Source organism: Lysobacter sp. Root690, assembly GCF_001427785.1.
In the GTDB taxonomy this organism is placed as follows: domain Bacteria; phylum Pseudomonadota; class Gammaproteobacteria; order Xanthomonadales; family Xanthomonadaceae; genus Lysobacter.
This window is the reverse complement of record NZ_LMHM01000016.1, coordinates 758548-776864: the sequence shown is the minus strand read 5'-3', so window position 1 is coordinate 776864 and position 18317 is coordinate 758548. Positions and strand designations below refer to the sequence as shown.

At 66.8% G+C, this 18317-nt stretch carries 13 protein-coding genes; 12 read left to right on the top strand and 1 reads right to left on the bottom strand.

All coding sequences use genetic code 11. From position 1 onward, the window contains the following. Positions 1 to 439 precede the first annotated feature (439 nt). Positions 440 to 2122 carry a DNA repair protein RecN gene (gene recN / locus ASD86_RS20245; RefSeq protein WP_056114869.1) on the bottom strand — a complete coding sequence of 561 codons (1683 nt, stop codon included), beginning with the start codon at positions 2120 to 2122 and terminating at the stop codon, positions 440 to 442. A gap of 489 nt (positions 2123 to 2611) precedes the next feature. Here recN and hrcA point away from each other — a divergent pair, with 489 nt between their 5' ends. The 12 genes from hrcA to carB all read left to right on the top strand — a co-directional run bounded on the left by hrcA (position 2612) and on the right by carB (position 18250). Then, positions 2612 to 3661, top strand: coding sequence for a heat-inducible transcriptional repressor HrcA (hrcA, locus tag ASD86_RS20235; protein WP_056114863.1), 1050 nt, complete (start codon positions 2612 to 2614; stop codon positions 3659 to 3661). 357 nt (positions 3662 to 4018) lie between these two features. Beyond that, on the top strand, positions 4019 to 4531 hold the full coding sequence (gene grpE / locus ASD86_RS20230) for a nucleotide exchange factor GrpE (protein WP_056114858.1): 513 nt from the start codon (positions 4019 to 4021) through the stop codon (positions 4529 to 4531). 185 nt (positions 4532 to 4716) lie between these two features. Continuing rightward, positions 4717 to 6636, top strand: coding sequence for a molecular chaperone DnaK (gene dnaK, locus ASD86_RS20225; RefSeq protein WP_056114855.1), 1920 nt, complete (start codon positions 4717 to 4719; stop codon positions 6634 to 6636). A 172-nt stretch (positions 6637 to 6808) separates the two neighbouring features. Beyond that, positions 6809 to 7939 (top strand): molecular chaperone DnaJ, encoded by a 1131-nt coding sequence (gene dnaJ, locus ASD86_RS20220; RefSeq protein ID WP_056114852.1) that lies wholly within the window; start codon positions 6809 to 6811, stop codon positions 7937 to 7939. Positions 7940 to 8241: 302 nt separating this feature from the next. Beyond that, a complete protein-coding gene (locus ASD86_RS20215) occupies positions 8242 to 10188 on the top strand; it encodes a DUF3857 and transglutaminase domain-containing protein (RefSeq protein WP_082578545.1) in 1947 nt (648 codons plus the stop codon). A gap of 3 nt (positions 10189 to 10191) precedes the next feature. Next, entirely contained in the window at positions 10192 to 10794 is a 603-nt protein-coding gene (locus ASD86_RS27325) for a hypothetical protein (RefSeq protein ID WP_056114847.1), read from the top strand. Continuing rightward, on the top strand, positions 10718 to 11299 hold the full coding sequence (locus tag ASD86_RS20205; RefSeq protein ID WP_162253711.1) for a DUF3828 domain-containing protein: 582 nt from the start codon (positions 10718 to 10720) through the stop codon (positions 11297 to 11299). Before ASD86_RS27325 ends, ASD86_RS20205 begins: the two co-directional genes overlap by 77 nt. A gap of 123 nt (positions 11300 to 11422) precedes the next feature. Further along, the gene (gene dapB / locus ASD86_RS20200) at positions 11423 to 12148 is read left to right on the top strand and encodes a 4-hydroxy-tetrahydrodipicolinate reductase (RefSeq protein WP_056114840.1); all 726 of its coding nucleotides are present in this window, start codon (positions 11423 to 11425) and stop codon (positions 12146 to 12148) included. A 491-nt stretch (positions 12149 to 12639) separates the two neighbouring features. Next, positions 12640 to 13770 carry a glutamine-hydrolyzing carbamoyl-phosphate synthase small subunit gene (gene carA, locus ASD86_RS20195; RefSeq protein ID WP_056115227.1) on the top strand — a complete coding sequence of 377 codons (1131 nt, stop codon included), beginning with the start codon at positions 12640 to 12642 and terminating at the stop codon, positions 13768 to 13770. Continuing rightward, positions 13770 to 14216 (top strand): hypothetical protein, encoded by a 447-nt coding sequence (locus ASD86_RS20190; RefSeq protein WP_056114837.1) that lies wholly within the window; start codon positions 13770 to 13772, stop codon positions 14214 to 14216. Before carA ends, ASD86_RS20190 begins: the two co-directional genes overlap by 1 nt. Then, on the top strand, positions 14152 to 14913 hold the full coding sequence (locus ASD86_RS20185) for a hypothetical protein (RefSeq protein WP_162253710.1): 762 nt from the start codon (positions 14152 to 14154) through the stop codon (positions 14911 to 14913). The genes ASD86_RS20190 and ASD86_RS20185 overlap by 65 nt, the downstream gene beginning before the upstream one ends. Before the next feature lie 88 nt (positions 14914 to 15001). Beyond that, positions 15002 to 18250 (top strand): carbamoyl-phosphate synthase large subunit, encoded by a 3249-nt coding sequence (gene carB / locus ASD86_RS20180; protein ID WP_056114831.1) that lies wholly within the window; start codon positions 15002 to 15004, stop codon positions 18248 to 18250. Positions 18251 to 18317: the final 67 nt, after the last annotated feature.

Genomic DNA, 18317 nt, shown 5'->3' with positions numbered 1-18317 from the left:
GGGAATCCAGAGGCTTCAGCGTCATCCAACCAGAACGTCATTCCCGCGAACGCGGGAATCCAGTGACTTCAAGCGTTCTCGCACGGAAGGCACTGGATGTTCGGCTCCGCCGAAGTAAAGCGGAGCCCGCCTTCGCGGGAATGACGGTAGGAAGGAGCGAGGCGGCTGGGGTGTGGCGTTGCTTCGGGTGCCTGGCGGAATAGGTGCCCGTGGAAGTGGATGACCTGAGCAACTGTGGCGCTAGAACAGCAGGGATTGCGCAGCAGCGGAAGAAGTGCGGCAGAAGATCAGCACAGGAAGAGCAGCATTAGGAAGAGCAGCGCAGCTAAGCCGCTAAGCTTTGATCGATTCCCGATTCCCGATTCCCGATTCCCGATTCCCGATTCCCGATTCCCGGGCTGTTCCCCAATCCCGAATCCCCAATCCCGAATCCCGGCCCCTAACCCACATCCGCCAGTAACCGCTTGGCCGCCGCACGCACTTCCTTGGTCAATTCGACGCCACCCAGCATGCGCGCCAATTCCTCTTCGCGCTGCTTGGCCGCGAGCACCTGCACGGCGCTCTGGGTGACGCCTTCGCTGGCGGCCTTGCTGACCCGGTAGTGGGCGTGGCCCTGGGCCGCGACCTGGGCCAGGTGGGTCACGCACAGCACCTGGCGGCTGGCGCCGAGGGCGCGCAGTTTCTGGCCGACGATCTCGGCCACCGCGCCGCCGATGCCCGAATCGACTTCGTCGAACACCATGGTCGGCACCGCGTCCATGCCGAACGCGGCGACTTCGATCGCCAGCGAGATGCGCGACAACTCGCCGCCCGAGGCGACCTTGCGCAGCGCGCGCGCGGGCTGGCCGGGGTTGGCCGCGACCAGGAATTCGATGCGTTCGCCGCCGTTGGGATCGGGCCGGTCTTCCTCGAGCGGTTCGATCGCGACGTCGAAACGGCCGCCGGCCATGCCCAGTTCGCCGATCAGTTCGGTGGTCTTGGTCGACAACGACTTCGCCGCATCGCGGCGGGCCTTGCCGAGCACGTCGGCGGCCTTGCGCCAGCCTTTACGCGCGGCTTCGATTTCCAGGTCGAGCGACTCCAGGCGCACGCCCGCGCCGCGCAGCATCTCCAGTTCGGCGGCGATGCCGTCGCGGGTCGCTGCCAGTTGTTCGGGGGCGATGCGGTGCTTGCGCGCCAGTTCGTGCAGGCGGCCGATCCGGCTTTCGATCTGTTCGAACGCGGACGGGTCCAGGTCGAGGTCGTCGCGGACCCGGTCGAGCAGGGTCATGGCTTCGTCGATCTGGATCGCGGCGTTGTCGAGCATGGCGTCGACTTCGCCCAGGCGCGGTTCGTGTTCGGTCACACGCTGCAGTTCGGCGCGTACCTGCTGCAGGGTGCGGGTCAGCGAGGGTCCTTCGTCGCCGCCGATGCGCGCGAACGCGGCTTCGCAGGCGGCGATCAGGCCGGCGGCGTGGGCGTGGCGGCGATGGTCGGCGGTGAGCTTGAGCAGCGCCTCGGGGTCGAGCGCTTCGCGTTCGAGTTCGCGGTGTTGGTGTTCGAGCCAGCCGATCCGGTCGGACACGTCGCCTTGCGCCATCAGCGTGTCGCGCTCGCGCAGCAGCGCGCTCCACGCGCGCGCGGCGGTCTCGACCGCGCCGCGCGCGGCGTCGGTGCGGCCGTAGGCGTCGAGCAGGGTCAGCTGGCTGGCCTTGGCCATCAGCGCCTGGTGTTCGTGCTGGCCGTGGATTTCAACTAGGCGCCCGGCCAGTTCGCCGAGCTGGCTCAGGGTGACCGGTCGGCCGTTGACCCAAGCGCGCGACCCACCGTCGGCGCGGATCACCCGGCGGATCTGGCAGACCGGCGCGTCGCCGTCGCCGGTTTCGTCGAGTTCGTTGTCGCGCAGCCAGTCGGCGGCTTGCGGGGCGTCGTCGAGGGTGAAGTCGGCGACCAGTTCGGCGCGGTCGGCGCCGTGGCGGACCACGCCGCTGTCGGCGCGCAGGCCCGACAACAGGCCGAGGGCGTCGACCAGCAGCGACTTGCCGGCGCCGGTTTCGCCGGAGATCACGGTGAGGCCGGGTCCGAAACTGAGTTCGGCGGCGCTGACGACGGCAAATTGCTTGAGCGAGAGGTGGGCGAGCATGCGGCGGCGATTGTGCCTTGAGCGAGCGGGGCTGGGAATGGGAGCGGCGGCGGGGGCGAGCGTAGGGGCGGGGTGGATCATGGGGTGAGATTGGGGGACGAGGGCCGGTCTGTTTGGGTTTGCTGGTCGGGGGCTCGATGTTTTGCCAGTCAGGGCCTCGTTGATTTTTGCTGGACGGGCCGCGTTGCTTTTGCTCGTCATTCCCGCGAAGACGGGCCCCGCTTCATTTCGGCGAAGCCGAACATCCAGGGCTTCACCGCGACATGACTCTGAAGTCTCTGGATTCCCGCCTTCGCGGGAATGACGAGCAAAAGCTGAAAGCGGGCCCCGACAGAGTGGCAACCGATCGCGTCATGCTCTTTACGATTCCCGATTCCCGATTCCCGATTCCCGATTCCCAAGGCTTCCCCCAATCCCGAATCTCCAATCCCGAATCCCGCCCCCAACCAACCCTTGCACCTTCCCCCACCGGCGCTTATATCCACACTCATGAACCGCCGCCCCGATCCCAGCCTCGACCCGCGCGCGCGCCAATTGCTGCGCACGCTGATCGGCCGCTACATCCACAGCGGCGAGCCGGTCGGGTCGCAGACCCTGGCCAAGCACGCCGGGCTGGATGTCAGCGCGGCGACCATCCGCAACATCCTCGGCGACCTCGAGGACGCCGGCCTGCTCAGCGCTCCGCATGCCTCGGCCGGGCGCATTCCGACCTCGCAGGGCTACCGCCTGTTCGTCGACTCGCTGCTGCAGGTGCGGCCGCTGCCGGAAGGCGATCTCGCGCGCCTGCGCAGCGAACTGCCGTCGGGCACCGGCACCCAGGCCTTGCTCGGCAGCGCTTCGGAACTGCTGTCGGCGATGACCCATTTCGTCGGCGTGGTCAGCGTGCCCAAGCGCGAGCAATTCGCGTTCCGGCGCATCGACTTCGTGCCGCTGGACGCGCAGCGGGTGCTGGCCATCCTGGTCTTCGCCGATCAGGACGTGCAGAACCGCATCATCCAGACACGCCGCCCGTACGAGGCCGGCGAGCTGGAGCGGGTCGGCAACTACCTCAACGCGCATTTCGCCGGCCGGCCGGTCTCGGAGATCCGCGACGTGCTGCTGCTGGAACTGCGCAACGCCCAGTCCGAGATGCAGACGCTGCTGGCGCAGTCGGTCGAACTGGCCGAGCAGGTGCTGATCCCGGACAACGACGACATGGTCCTGGCCGGACAGACCCGGCTGATGGGCGTGCAGGAGCTGGCCGACCTCGACCGGCTGCGCGAGCTGTTCGAAGCGTTCGCGCGCAAGCGCGAGATCCTGCAACTGCTCGAACGCACCGTGCAGGCGCCGGGCGTGCGCATCTTCATCGGCGAGGAAACCGGGCTGGCGCCGCTGGAAGGCGTGTCGCTGGTGACCGCGCCGTACACCTCCGGCGGCCGCGTGCTTGGCGTGCTGGGGGTGATCGGGCCGACCCGGATGGCCTACGACCGGGTGATCCCGGTGGTGCAGGCGGCGGCCGATGCGCTGGGCAATGCGTTCGGGGCGCCCGAGGCCGAGTAGGGGGCCGTCGCTGCGTTTGCGGATCGGCGGCCCCTGGAGGAGCGGCGCGAGCCGCGACCGCGAATTCCGTCTTCCCGCGCAGGACTGGTTGCGCCGGGTAACCCTCACGGCAAGCCCAGGCTGGCGCCGGGGTTTGTCGTGGCGCGCTCGCGACTTGCGCCGCTCCTACAGGGGGCGGCCCGATGATCGACGTAGCGGGCGGCAATCGCCTTAAGCACTGCCGAGATTGTCCCGAAACCATCCCCGCTCGCCGCAACTGAGCGCCGATCCCGCACGATCGCCGCAGATCCCGGCACTTGAATGGTCCGGCCGCGGCCCCATAGCTGGCCTGTCGCGGAAAAACCGCCAGGACCCAGCATGAGCCAAAACGACCCCAACCCCGATCTGCACCTCGACGACCCGACCGCCGCGGCGAATGCCGAGCCGAGCGAGGTCGAGAGCCTGCGCGCCGAGTTGACCCGGCTGCGCGAAGACTCGCTGCGCGAACGCGCCGAACTCGACAACCAGCGCAAGCGCGTGGCCCGCGATATCGACATGGCCCGCAAGTTCGCCAACGAGCGCCTGCTCGGCGACCTGCTGCCGGTGATCGACAGCCTGGAAGCCGGGCTGGGCGTGGCCGGCGGCGAGCCCAACGCGCTGCGCGAAGGCATGGAACTGACCCTGCGCCAGTTGCTCAAGGTCGCCGGCGACAACGGCCTGGTCGCGGTCGACCCGGTCGGCCAGCCGTTCAATCCCGAGCACCATCAGGCGATGAGCTTGGTGCCCGCGCCGGGCGTCGCGCCGAACCACGTGGTCCAGGTCTACCAGAAGGGCTGGCTGCTCAACGAGCGCCTGCTGCGCCCGGCCCTGGTCGTGGTCAGCCAGGACTGAACCGAACCATCGAATCGCACGCGGCGGGGCTCGCATCGGCCCGGTCCGCGAAGTTCACCCGAAGTTAAAGGGCAGGGCACGGGCGCTTGAACTGCCCGGCACCGAGCCCCAGATATCGCACATCGGCGGCCTGCAGCAATCGCGCCGCCCCCAACATTGAAGCATTGAGAGAGGGAGCAACATCCATGGGCAAGATCATCGGCATCGACCTGGGCACCACCAATTCCTGCGTTTCGATCATGGAAGGCGGCAAGGCCAAGGTCATCGAAAACTCCGAAGGCGACCGCACCACGCCGTCGATCGTCGCGTTCACCAAGGACGGCGAAGTCCTGGTCGGCGCGTCGGCCAAGCGCCAGGCGGTCACCAATCCGAAGAACACCTTCTACGCGGTGAAGCGCCTGATCGGCCGCAAGTTCACCGACGCCGAAGTGCAGAAGGACATCGGCCTGGTGCCCTATGGCATCGCCGCGCACGACAACGGCGACGCCTGGGTGCAGACCATCGACGGCAACAAGATGGCGCCGCAGCAGATCTCGGCCGAAGTGCTCGGCAAGATGAAGAAGACCGCCGAAGCCTACCTGGGCGAGCCGGTCACCGAAGCGGTCATCACCGTGCCGGCTTACTTCAACGACAGCCAGCGCCAGGCGACCAAGGACGCGGGCAAGATCGCCGGCCTTGAAGTCAAGCGCATCATCAACGAACCCACCGCGGCCGCGTTGGCCTACGGCATGGACAAGAAGGGCGGCGATCGCAAGATCGCGGTCTACGACCTCGGCGGCGGCACCTTCGACGTGTCGATCATCGAGATCGCGTCCGTCGACGGCGAAATGCAGGTGGAAGTGCTGTCGACCAACGGCGATACGTTCCTGGGCGGCGAAGATTTCGACAAGCGCGTCATCGACTACTTGGTCGAAGAGTTCCAGAAGGATCAGGGCATCGACCTGCGCAAGGATCCGCTGGCCCTGCAGCGCCTGAAGGATGCGGCCGAGCGCGCCAAGATCGAGCTGTCGTCCTCGCAGCAGACCGAAGTCAACCTGCCGTACGTCACCGCCGACGCGTCGGGCCCGAAGCACCTCAACATCAAGCTGACCCGCGCCAAGCTGGAGTCGCTGGTCGAGGATCTGGTCAAGAAGACGATCGAGCCGTGCCGCATCGCGCTCAACGACGCCGGCCTTCGCGCCAGCGACGTGGCCGAGGTGATTTTGGTCGGCGGTCAGACCCGCATGCCCAAGGTCAGCCAGGCCGTGGCCGAGTTCTTCGGCAAGGAGCCGCGCAAGGACGTCAACCCGGATGAAGCGGTCGCCGTCGGTGCCGCGATCCAGGGCGGCGTGCTGGCCGGCGACGTCAAGGACGTGCTGCTGCTCGACGTGACCCCGCTGAGCCTGGGCATCGAAACCCTGGGCGGCGTGTTCACCAAGATCATCGAGAAGAACACCACGGTTCCGACCAAGGCCTCGCAGACCTTCTCGACCGCCGAGGACAACCAGTCCGCGGTGACCGTGCATGTGCTGCAGGGTGAACGCGATCAGGCCCGCTTCAACAAGTCGCTGGCCCGCTTCGACCTGTCCGGCATCGAGCCCTCGCCGCGCGGCATGCCGCAGGTCGAGGTGTCGTTCGACATCGACGCCAACGGCATCATCCACGTCAGCGCCAAGGACAAGAAGACCAACAAGGAACAGAAGGTCGAGATCAAGGGCGGCTCGGGCCTGTCCGAGGAAGAGATCGCCAAGATGGTCGCCGACGCGGAAGCCAACCGCGAGGAAGACCAGAAGTTCCAGGAACTGGTGCAGGCGCGCAACCACGCCGACGGCCTGATCCACATGACCCGCAGCACGATCAAGGAGCACGGCGAGAAGTTGCCGGGCGACCAGATCGGCCGCGCCGAAGCGGCGATCTCGGAGCTGGAAACGGCGATGAAGGGCGACGACAAGGGCCAGATCGAGGCCAAGTCGAAGGCGCTGGAAGAGGCCGCGCAGTCGCTGTTCGCGGCGGCCAACGCCGGTCAGCCGGGCGAAGGCGCCCCGGCCGACGACGGCGGCGCGTCGGCCAAGGCCGACGACGTGGTCGACGCGGAGTTCACTGAAGTGAAGGACGACAAAAAGTAAGCCGGGAATCGGGAATGGGGAATCGGGAATGGGCGCGCGACGTGTGCGTGCGGCCCGTGGACGCCGATTCCCCGTTCTTGCATCCGTCGCGGGCGGCAGGCGTTTCTCACGCGCCGCCCGCTTTTGATTTAACGATTCCCGACTCTCGATTCCCGATTCCCGAACCCAGCCCATGAGCAAACGCGACTACTACGAAGTGCTGGGCGTTGCGCGCAACGCCAGCGACGACGACCTCAAGAAGGCCTATCGCCGCTGTGCGATGAAACACCACCCGGACCGCAATCCGGGCGACTCGGCCGCCGAGGCCGCGTTCAAGGAGTGCAAGGAGGCCTACGAAATCCTGGCCGACGCCAACAAGCGCCGCGCCTACGATCAGCACGGCCATGCCGCGTTCGAGCACGGCAATGGCGGCGGCGCCGGCGGTCCGGGGTTCTCGGACATGGGCGACATCTTCGGCGACATCTTCGGCAACATCTTCGGAGGTGGCGGCGGTGGCGCGCGCGGTCCGCGTCGCGGCGCCGACATCGGCTACGTAATGGAGCTGTCGCTGGAAGAAGCGGTCGGCGGGGTCGAAAAACAGATCGAAATCCCCACCCTCGACGCCTGCGAGACCTGCAACGGCAGCGGTTCGGCCGACGGCAAGGTCGAGACCTGCGGCACCTGCAAAGGCCACGGCCAGGTGCGCATCCAGCGCGGCATCTTCTCGATGCAGCAAAGCTGCCCGCACTGCAACGGCAGCGGCAAGACCATCGCCAATCCCTGCGCCGATTGCCACGGGCAGGGCCGGGTTGAACGCACCAAGACCTTGCAGGTCAAGATTCCGGCCGGCGTCGACAACGGCGACCGCATCCGCCTGACCGGCGAAGGCGAGGCCGGCCCGACCGGTTCGCCGCCGGGCGATCTGTACGTGGAAGTGCGCGTGCGCGAGCACGAGATCTTCCAGCGCGACGGCGACGACCTGCATTGCGACGTGCCGATCCGCATCTCGCAAGCCGCGCTCGGCGACATCATCCGGGTGCCGACCCTGGGCGGCGAAGTCGAATTGCGCATTCCCTTCGAAACCCAGAGCGGCAAGCTGTTCCGCCTGCGCGACAAGGGCGTCAAGTCGGTGCGCAGCCGCAAGACCGGCGACCTGTACTGCCGCGTCGTGGTCGAGACGCCGGTCAATCTCACAACGGAACAACGCGAGCTTCTGGAGAAATTCGAAGCGACGTTCGTGGGTGAGGGGGCGCGAAAGCACTCGCCACGGTCCTCCACCTTTCTGGACGGGGTCAAGGGATTCTGGGATCGGATGACGTCCTGATCGTGGCGCAGCGCGTCGCGCCGCGTGCGCGACGCGTGTCCGGACAAGGGGGCTTCGGCGCCCCCTTTTTCGTGGGCGGCGCATACGTTCTTTCGCGTCCGACGACATCGGGCGTCGACCACCCGGTTCGTTGCCGCGCATCGGCAATCGGCGCGCCGCGAAGCGCGTGTTCGCGGGCGCCGTGATCGCCAACTCCGGCACGCCGGGGATGTGGTAGAACGTTTCCGCGCCGACGCTCGGCGCGACGGCGCCGGTCCGCGATCGCGCGGCCGTCCACCACACAGGGAACAGGGGAAGAAAGGATGCGCATCGCGATGCAGCGGCTGTCGGCCGCGGTTTGTCTTGCACTCATCGGCGGCGCGGCGATCGCGCAGACCGCGCCGGCCGATCGCGCCGGCACCGCGCCGGCGGCCAGCGCCACGCCCGTGGTCAAACCCGCCGCCGCGGCGGCCTCGGACGACCCGATCCGCAGGGAGCGCTCGTATCTCAGTTACACCGTGCAGGCCGACGGCAGCTACGTCGAGCAGCACGAAACCGCGTTCAAGGTGCTCGACGAACGCGCGATCGAATACGCCAAGCACGAATCGATCGGCTACAGCGCCAGCATCCAGACCCTCGACGTGGTCGAGGCCTATACCCGCAAGGCCGACGGTCGCCGCATCGATGTGCCCAAGTCGAATTTCCAGGTCGAGACCAACGACGGCCGCGAAGGCGGCGGCCCGGCGTTCTCGGACATCGCCACCACCCGCCTCGTGTTCCCCGACGTCGCGGTCGGCGACACCGTGGTGCTGAACTACCGGCTGGTCGGCAAGAAGGCGATGTTCGACGGGCATTTTTCCGATATCACCAGTTTCACCGACACCGCTTACATGGGCGATTTGCGGATCAAGATCGATCTGCCCGCCGGGCTGTGGACCCAGCAGCAGACCTTCGGCAAGCTCAAGCAGGTGCGCGACGAAACCGTCGGCGGCCGCCATATCGTCGAGTGGACCTACCAGAACCTGAGCCCGGTCAAGCGCGAATCCGACCCGGCCTCGATCTTCGATATCGAACGCTACAACGGCTACGCCCTGTCAACCTTCCGCAGCTACGGCGACATCGCCAAGGCCTACGGCGAGCGCGCGCTGCCCAAGGCGGTGCCGACCGCGCGGGTGCGCAAGCTCGCCGACGAAATCGCCGCCGGCAAGACCGATCAGCGCGCGGTCGCGCAGGCGCTGTACGAATGGGTGTCGACCAACATCAACTATGCCGGCAACTGCATCGGCCTGGGCGCGGTGGTGCCGCGCGATCAGGAATTCGTGCTCGACAACCGCATCGGCGACTGCAAGGACCACGCGACCTTGCTGCAGGCGCTGTTCGCGGCCAAGGGCATCGAGGCGACCCAGGCGCTGATCAACGCCGGCAACGTCTACACCCTGCCCAAGGTGCCGGTGGCGTCGAGCGTCAACCACGTGCTCAATTACCTGCCGGGCCTGGACCTGTACGTCGACGCGACCGCCAAGGGCATTCCGTTCGGCGAACTGCCGGCGCAGATCGCCGGCAAGCCGGTGCTGCGCATCGACCGGCCCGAGTTGAAGGCGTCGACGCCGGGCTTCGTCAAACTGCACAACCGCCAGCGCATGAACACCCGCCTGACCGTGCTCGAGGACGGGTCGATGAAGGGCACGGTCGAGGTCGAACTCAGCGGCATGCCGGCCATCTCGATGCGCGCGAGCCTGCGCGAGCTCAGCGCCGACGACGCCAAGGACATGGTCAAGAACGTATTCAAGCGCGGCGGCCTGGAAGCCGAAGGCAGCTTCACCCAGGACGATCCCAAACCGCTTCGCGGCGAACATCGTTATCGCACGCAGTTCGAGGTCAAGCAGGCCTTGCCGGTACCGGGCGCGTTCGCGCTCGGGCCGAGTTTCTTCAGCCCGATGCCGGTCAGTGCATTGGTCGGCAGCGCCACCGCCGAGATCGACAAGGACGAAGGCGACGGCACCTGCGGCGGCGGACGTTCGGAAGAGACCTACCGGATCGAATTCCCGGCGACGATGAAAGTGATCGCGGTGCCGCCGAACCTGAGCCTGGAATCCGGCGGTTCGCGCTACACCGCGACCTATACGCTCAAGGGCAATGTGCTCGAAGCCAGCCGGGTGATCGAGGACGTGACTTTGGGGCCGGTGTGCACCGCCGAATACAACCGCGCCTATCAGGCGTTCGCGAAGAAAGTGCTGCCCAATCTCAAGGCGCAGTTGGTGTATCAGTAAGCCATGACGCGCAGCTACGAATCGTTGCGGCCATTACTGGAGCCTTGGGGCGAACTGCGCTCGCAGGCTGTGTCGCAGTGGCAGGGCGACATCGCCTTGCCGCCGACGCTGGAAGCGTTCTATCGCGAACTCGGTCCGTGGGGCGAAACCTTTCACGCGTCGGTCGGACCGATCGGGTTGAGCATCGACGCTGGCGGCAACCCGGTCGACATCCCACCGCTGCATAAGCTGTGGTCGCGGCAGGCCGGTTACCGCTGGCATGGTCTGAGCGGCGAACGCTTGCCCGGGTGGAAGGACGAATGGCTGACCGTGGCGATGGAGGGCGGCAATCCCTTCATTCTCGACATGCGCAGCGGCGCGGTGCTGTTCGACCTCGCCGGCGGCCCGTGGTCGCCGCGACCGATCGCCGACGATCTGGCCACCGCGTTCGGCGCGATCGCGACCGTGGCCAATGCCTACACCGCGCTCGGCGAGGCCGCGTTGGACGAAGACGACGACCTGCGCCCGCGGGCGAGGGCGCAGGTGCGCGATGCGCTCGCCGACTTCCTCGACGGCGACGGACGGCGTGCCGACGGCTTGCTCGCGGCCTGGCGTTGGTACGAATAAGGACGTTGCTATGCGTATTGCGATGCCGTTGATAGCGCTTGTCGCTGCTGGCCTGCTGGTCGGTGCCGGCGATACGCGCGCCGCCTGCCTGGGCGATACGCCGGTCGCGACGGCCGGCGCGTTTTACCGCGACCACTACACCTTCTGGAACGACCCGCTTCCGAGTTTGGAGCGGATCGTCTCGGCGCGATTGTTGCGCTTGTTGAAGCAGGACCGGGCCTGCGGCGGCGACGGCGGCGAGGTCTGCGCGATCGGCGCCGATCCCTGGCTCGACGCGCAGGACGGCGAGGCGCGCGATCCGCGCTTCGTCGCCGAGAGCGAAAACATGGTGCAGGTGCGCTATAGGTTCGCGCTGGGGGACGACCAGCCCTCGCAAGCACAGGTTGCGCGCCTGCGGCTCGCGCGTGAAGGCGGCTGCTGGCGGGTCGACGATCTGATCGGTCCGAACGGCGGCTCGCTGCGCGACGCGCTTGCGCGCTTTCACGAAAGCCCCGGTGCCGGCTGAGCACAGCCACGGCAAGCTTGTCGGCATCGTCCGTGCGCGAATCGCGCGCCACGCGCGCACGGATATGTGAACCGGGCGAAGTCCGCGCTTGTCGCCGCCGGATTGCGCCGCTAGCCTGATCGCATGAGCGAAATCACCCGACTGTTGATACACGGCGCCTCCGGCCGCATGGGCCAGGCCTTGCTGCGGCTCGCCGCCGAACGCCAGGACCTGCGCGTGATCGCCGCGTACTCGCGTTCGCAGCCCGCGCAGCGGGTGATCGACGGCGTGCCGCACTTCGCCGTGTCCGAATTGAACGGCGCGCCCGAGTTCGACGTGGCGATCGATTTCAGCCTGCCCGACGGCTTCGACCCGGTGCTGGCGCTGTGCGCGCAACGCGGCAAGGCCCTGGTCTCGGGCACCACCGGCCTGAGTTCGGCGCAGAACACCGCGATCAACGACGCAGCCGCGCGCATCGCGGTGGTGTGGGCGGCCAACTACAGCCTCGGCGTGGCGGTATTGACCGAACTGGTGCGCCGCGCCGCGGCCGCCTTGCCGGGCTGGGACTGCGACGTGATCGAGGCCCACCATACCCGCAAGCTCGACGCGCCGTCGGGCACCGCGCTGCACCTGGGCGCGGCCGCCGCGATCGGCCGCGGCGAGGAGCCGCATTACGCCAGCCTGCGCGCCGGCGACATCGTCGGCGAACACACCGTGCAGTTCGCCGCGGCCGGCGAGCGGCTGGAACTGATCCACCGCGCCAGCAACCGCGACATCTTCGCGCGCGGCGCGCTCGAGGCGGCGCTGCGCGTCGCCCATCAAGCGCCGGGGCGGTACGGGCTGGCGGAGCTGATGTTTCCGAATCTCTGAACGGGGCCGCGGGCGGTAGGACGGCAGGCAGAGCGGCAGAGCAAATCCCCCTCGATCCCCCTCTACAAAGGGGGAAGAACAGTGGGGCGGTCGCTGTTCATGGCTTGGTCGTCAATCGAACCGACGCTGCAGCCGCATATTTCGATAACGGAAAGCGTGTCCGAAGCGACATTCCGCCCCGTTTACCAAATCCCCAAGACGCTTCCCCCCTTTAAAAAAGGGGGCAGGGGGGATTTGCTCCTAAGCAGCCCCACCTGAACACCCCCGCCAAACCACCGCCCAAACCTGAAGCGCCGCCCCGCCCAAACACCCGAATTGCCGCCTGCGGCCACATTGAGGCTGGCGCCCGAGGCCCATCGCCGCTAGAATTCCGGCTCGCCTGAATCCCGCACGCCGGACCGGTCCCGCACCGCGTCCGTGTTTTGCTGCAAGTCGGTTTTGCCGATGTCGCGCACGGGATCAGATCCTTTGGCAGCCAAGGCGATCCCCCCGTGACCCAACCCGCAATCCTCGCACTCGAAGACGGCACCGTGTTCGAGGGCGTTTCCGTAGGCGCGCCCGGCCTCAGCGTCGGCGAAGTCGTATTCAACACCGCGATCACCGGCTACCAGGAAATCCTCACCGATCCCTCGTACGCCCGTCAGCTGGTCACGCTGACCTACCCGCACGTCGGCAACACCGGCATCACCGCGCAGGACGACGAAGCCCGCCAGGTCTGGGCCAGCGGCCTGATCGTGCGCGACGTGCCGCGCCGACCCAGCAACTGGCGCAGCACGATCGCGTTGCCGCAGTGGCTGGCCGATCGCGGCGTGGTCGCGATCTCCGACATCGACACCCGCAAGCTGACCCGTCTGCTGCGCGACACCGGCGCGCAGAACGGCGCGCTGATGGCCGGCGAGATCGACGTCGCCAAGGCGATCGAAGCCGCGCGCAAGTTCCCGGGCCTGAAGGGCATGGACCTGGCCAAGGAAGTCTGCACGCGCGAACGTTACGAGTGGACCGAAGGTCAGCTCGATCTCGACCGCAACGCGTTCGTGACGGCTGAGTCGCGCTTCCATGTCGTCGCCTACGACTTCGGCGTCAAACTCAATATCCTGCGCATGCTCGCCGAGCGGGGCTGCCGGGTGACCGTGGTGCCGGCGCAGACCCCGGCCGCCGAGGTGCTGGCGCTCAATCCCGACGGCGTATTCCTGTCCAACGGTCCCGGCGATCCGGAACCCTGCGATTACGCGATCGCGGCGATCAAGGAATTCATCGCCCGCAAGATCCCGACCTTCGGCATCTGCCTCGGCCATCAGCTGCTCGGCCTGGCCTCTGGCGCGAAGACCTTGAAGATGAAGTTCGGCCATCACGGCGCGAACCATCCGGTCCAGGACCTCGACAGCGGCCGGGTGATGATCACCTCGCAGAACCACGGTTTCGCGGTCGATGAAGCGAGCCTGCCGGGCAACGTGCGCGTGACCCACCGCTCGCTGTTCGACGGCAGCAACCAGGGCATCGCCCTGACCGACGCGCCGGCCTTCAGTTTTCAGGGTCACCCGGAAGCGAGCCCGGGCCCGCACGATGTGTCGCCGTTGTTTGATCGGTTCGTGGTGTCGATGGAACAGGCCAAGGCCGCCTGATGAGCGCGGCGCCGGCCACGCCGACGCGTCGACGCCGCTGGCGTTCGCGTGCATTGGCGTTGCTGGTGGTGCTCGGCGCGTATCCCGCGTTCGTGATGATCGCGGTCTACACCCAATGGTTCGCCGCCGGTCTTCCCGGCGGACGCAACGGCCCGGCCGATGCGTACCGCCACAGCCTGGCCAGCGCGATCGTCGCCTACACCCTGTCGCCGCGTTGCGTCGATTGGGTGACGCAGGTGATGGAGCGAGGCGGCGAAGGCAATGCGAGCCGGGCGATGGACGCCCACAACAACCGCATCGGCGCGCGCGTGGGCGCCGCCGCTGAAAACTGGACCGCGATGCAGCGCGAAGTTCGCGCCGCGGTCGACCACGGAGCGATCGATGCGCGATCGCCCGAGCAAATCACCTGGCGCGCGCCTTCATCCTGGCAGGACCGGTTGTACTGACATGACATCCTTACGATTGCCGCAACGTCGGATCGGAGCCATGCGCTGGGCCGGTCTGCTGATCGGCGCGCTGGCGATGAGCCACGCCGCGGCCGCCGAGCCGTCGGCGGCGTTCGAGGCCGCCCGCAACGATCGACTGGCCGACATGATCGTAAGGATGATTCCGCTCGGCCCGCAGTTCGATGCCGCGGCCGCGGCCGATCTGCGCTGGCCCTTGCAATCGATCGCGGCCGAGGATCTCGAGCCGCAGTGGTTGAGCTGCGCTCGCGGGAAATTGTCGACGCGCGGCTACCGCGAATTCAGGCGCGCCGAAATGGCCGAGTACGCGAAAACGCATCCGCAGTTGGTCGATGCCGATCTGGCGGTGTTGTCGGCCGGCGCCGCCGATGTCTTCGCGAAGCTGGCCGATCTCGCGATCGAGGCAGGCAAGAAAAATCCGGATGCATCCGATTCGAAGGCGCTGTTGCAACAAGTGATCGCGACAACCAATCCGCGCCAACGCGAGGCATTCACCGCGTTCGTCTCGCGCGATGAACATCAGCTGCTGCGCCGTTTAACCGGAATCGAGTCGGTTTACAGCAGCTTCCCCAACGCGAAAGAACTGTTCGGCGATGGAATCGTGCAGGGCGTCATGCGCGAGGCGGTCGAAAGCTGCCAGATACCGAAATACTTATTTTCAAGGCCCGCGAGTGGATGAACGATGTGGCGCGCGCATGAAAGATGCCGCGACGAATGATTCTCCCGAGCGGTCGCTCCAACCAAATAGCCATTACGAGTAACTACCGATGCCCAAGCGTACCGACATCAAAACCGTCCTGATCATCGGCGCCGGCCCGATCGTGATCGGCCAGGCCTGCGAGTTCGACTACTCCGGCGCGCAAGCCTGCAAGGCGCTGCGCGACGAGGGCTACCGCGTGGTCCTGGTCAACTCGAATCCGGCCACGATTATGACCGACCCGAACATGGCCGACGCGGTCTACATCGAGCCGATCAACTGGCAGACGGTCGAGAAGATCATCGCCAAGGAAAAGCCCGACGCGCTGCTGCCGACCATGGGCGGCCAGACCGCGCTGAACTGCGCGCTCGACCTGGCCGACAACGGCGTGCTGGAGAAGTACAACGTCGAGCTGATCGGCGCCAAGCGCGAAGCGATCCGCATGGCCGAAGACCGCGAGCTGTTCCGCGTGGCGATGAAGGAGATCGGCCTGGAATGCCCGAAGGCCGAAGTCGCGCGCACCCTGGAAGAAGCGATCGACATCCAGACCCGGGTCGGCTATCCGACCATCATCCGTCCCAGCTTCACCCTGGGCGGCAGCGGCGGCGGCATCGCCTACAACCGCGAAGAGCTGATCGATATCGTCACCCGCGGCCTGGAACTGTCGCCGACCACCGAAGTGCTGGTAGAGGAATCGGTGCTGGGCTGGAAGGAATTCGAAATGGAAGTGGTCCGCGACACCGCGGACAACTGCATCATCGTGTGCTCGATCGAAAACTTCGACGCGATGGGCGTGCACACCGGCGACTCGATCACTGTCGCGCCGGCGCAGACGCTCACCGACAAGGAATACCAGCGCCTGCGCGATGCCTCGATCGCGGTGTTGCGCAAGATCGGCGTCGACACCGGCGGCTCTAACGTCCAGTTCGGCATCAACGCCCAGAACGGCCGCGTGGTGGTGATCGAAATGAACCCGCGCGTGTCGCGCTCCTCGGCGCTGGCTTCGAAAGCGACCGGGTTCCCGATCGCCAAGATCGCCGCCAAGCTCGCGGTCGGCTACACCCTCGACGAACTGCGCAACGAGATCACCGGCGGCGCGACCCCGGCGTCGTTCGAGCCGAGCATCGACTACGTCGTCACCAAGATCCCGCGCTTCGCGTTCGAGAAGTTCCCGCAGGCTGACGCGCGCCTGACCACGCAGATGAAGTCGGTCGGCGAAGTCATGGCGATGGGCCGCACCTTCCAGGAATCGCTGCAGAAGGCGCTGCGCGGCCTGGAAACCGGCAAGGTCGGCCTCGACCCGACCGGTCTGGACCTGAGCAGCGAAATCGATATGACCAAGCTGCGCCGCGAGCTCAAGGAGCCCGGCCCGGAGCGCATGTTCCATATCGGCGATGCGTTCCGCGCCGGCATGAGCGTCGAGGACGTGCATGCGCTGTCGTTCGTCGATCCGTGGTTCCTGGACCAGATCGAGGAATTGATCGCGACCGAAGGCGAAGTGGCCGACGCCGGCCTGGGCGCGCTCGACAAGCCGCGCATGCGCGCGCTCAAGCGCATGGGCTTCTCCGATGCGCGCATCGCCCAGCTCACCGGCACCGACGAAACCGCGGTGCGCACGCTGCGCCGCGCGTTCGGCGTGCGCCCGGTGTACAAGCGCGTGGACTCCTGCGCCGCCGAGTTCGCCACCACCACCGCCTACATGTACTCGACCTACGAGGACGAGTGCGAAGCCAATCCGAGCAATCGCGACAAGATCATCGTGCTCGGCGGCGGCCCCAACCGCATCGGCCAAGGCATCGAGTTCGACTACTGCTGCGTACATGCCGCGCTCGCCCTGCGCGAGGACGGCTATGAAACCATCATGGTCAACTGCAATCCGGAAACCGTGTCGACCGATTACGACACCTCCGACCGCCTGTACTTCGAACCGCTGACGCTCGAGGACGTGCTGGAAATCGCCGACCTCGAAAAGCCCAAGGGCGTGATCGTGCAGTACGGCGGCCAGACCCCGCTCAAGCTCGCGCGCGCGCTGGAAGCCAACGGCGTGCCGATCATCGGCACCTCGCCCGACAGCATCGACCTGGCTGAAGACCGCGAGCGTTTCCAGAAGCTGGTGCAGGACCTGGGCCTGGCCCAGCCGATCAACCGCACCGCGCGCAATCCCGACGAAGCGCTGATGCTGGCCAACCAGATCGGTTACCCGATGGTGGTGCGTCCGAGCTACGTGCTCGGCGGCCGGGCGATGGAAATCGTCTATTCCGACGCCGACCTGACCCGTTACATTCGCGATGCGGTCAAGGTGTCGAACGATTCGCCGGTGTTGTTGGACCGCTTCCTCGATAACGCGGTCGAGGTCGACGTCGACATCATCGCCGACCGCGAAGGCCGGGTGCTGATCGGCGGCGTGATGGAGCACATCGAAGAAGCCGGCGTGCATTCGGGCGACTCCTCGTGCTCGCTGCCGCCGTATTCGCTCAGCGCCGGCACCCAGGAAAAACTGCGCGAGCAGGTCGTGGCGCTGGCCAAGGCGCTCAAGGTGGTCGGGCTGATGAACACCCAGTTCGCGATCCAGACCGACGCGCAAGGCAACGACACGATCTTCCTGATCGAAGTGAACCCGCGCGCCTCGCGCACGGTGCCGTTCGTGTCCAAGGCCACCGGCATGGCGCTGGCGAAGATCGCCGCGCGCTGCATGGTGGGCCAGACGTTGGCCTCGCAAGGCGCGCTGGAAGAAATCGTGCCGGACTACTACTCGGTCAAGGAAGCGATCTTCCCGTTCGCCAAGTTCCAGGGCGTCGACCCGATCCTCGGACCGGAGATGCGTTCCACCGGCGAAGTGATGGGCGTGGGCAAGAACTTCGGCGCGGCCATGGCGCGCGCGCAGGAAGCCGGCGGCATCAAGGCGCCGCCGGTGGGCAAGGTGTTCATCTCGGTGCGCGACCCGGACAAGCTGCGCGTGCTGCCGGTGGCGCAGGAACTGCTGCGCCGCGGCTACAGCCTGGTCGCGACCAGCGGCACCCAGGCGTTCTTCGCCGAGCATGGCGTGATCTGCGAATCGGTCAACAAGGTCACCGAAGGCCGTCCGCACGTCGTCGACCTGATCAAGAACGGCGAACTCGTCTATATCATCAACACCACCGAAGGCCGCCAGGCGATTTCGGACTCGTTCTCGATCCGTCGCGAAGCCCTGCAGCAGCGGGTGACGTACTCGACCACGGTGTCGGGCGCGCGCGCGCTGGTGGGTTCGCTGGACTATCGCGGCAAGGGCCCGGTGTGGTCGTTGCAGGAGTTGCATGCGCAGATTGGCGCGGCGTCGTAAGCGACGGGTGTCAGCAATGCAGGCGTTGCCTGCGTCGTGAAGCGAGACGAGGGCGGTGCGGTTGCGC

What these genes read in the sequence shown, in the direction of transcription:
- recN (WP_056114869.1), bottom strand. Translation starts at nt 2,122, where the DNA reads ATGCTCGCCCACCTCTCGCTCAAGCAATTTGCCGTCGTCAGCGCCGCC.
- dnaK (WP_056114855.1), top strand. Translation starts at nt 4,717, where the DNA reads ATGGGCAAGATCATCGGCATCGACCTGGGCACCACCAATTCCTGCGTT.
- ASD86_RS20215 (WP_082578545.1), top strand. Translation starts at nt 8,242, where the DNA reads ATGCGCATCGCGATGCAGCGGCTGTCGGCCGCGGTTTGTCTTGCACTC.
- dapB (WP_056114840.1), top strand. Translation starts at nt 11,423, where the DNA reads ATGAGCGAAATCACCCGACTGTTGATACACGGCGCCTCCGGCCGCATG.
- ASD86_RS20185 (WP_162253710.1), top strand. Translation starts at nt 14,152, where the DNA reads ATGCGCGATCGCCCGAGCAAATCACCTGGCGCGCGCCTTCATCCTGGC.
- ASD86_RS27325 (WP_056114847.1), top strand. Translation starts at nt 10,192, where the DNA reads ATGACGCGCAGCTACGAATCGTTGCGGCCATTACTGGAGCCTTGGGGC.
- dnaJ (WP_056114852.1), top strand. Translation starts at nt 6,809, where the DNA reads ATGAGCAAACGCGACTACTACGAAGTGCTGGGCGTTGCGCGCAACGCC.
- ASD86_RS20205 (WP_162253711.1), top strand. Translation starts at nt 10,718, where the DNA reads ATGCGCTCGCCGACTTCCTCGACGGCGACGGACGGCGTGCCGACGGCT.
- carB (WP_056114831.1), top strand. Translation starts at nt 15,002, where the DNA reads ATGCCCAAGCGTACCGACATCAAAACCGTCCTGATCATCGGCGCCGGC.
- hrcA (WP_056114863.1), top strand. Translation starts at nt 2,612, where the DNA reads ATGAACCGCCGCCCCGATCCCAGCCTCGACCCGCGCGCGCGCCAATTG.
- grpE (WP_056114858.1), top strand. Translation starts at nt 4,019, where the DNA reads ATGAGCCAAAACGACCCCAACCCCGATCTGCACCTCGACGACCCGACC.
- ASD86_RS20190 (WP_056114837.1), top strand. Translation starts at nt 13,770, where the DNA reads ATGAGCGCGGCGCCGGCCACGCCGACGCGTCGACGCCGCTGGCGTTCG.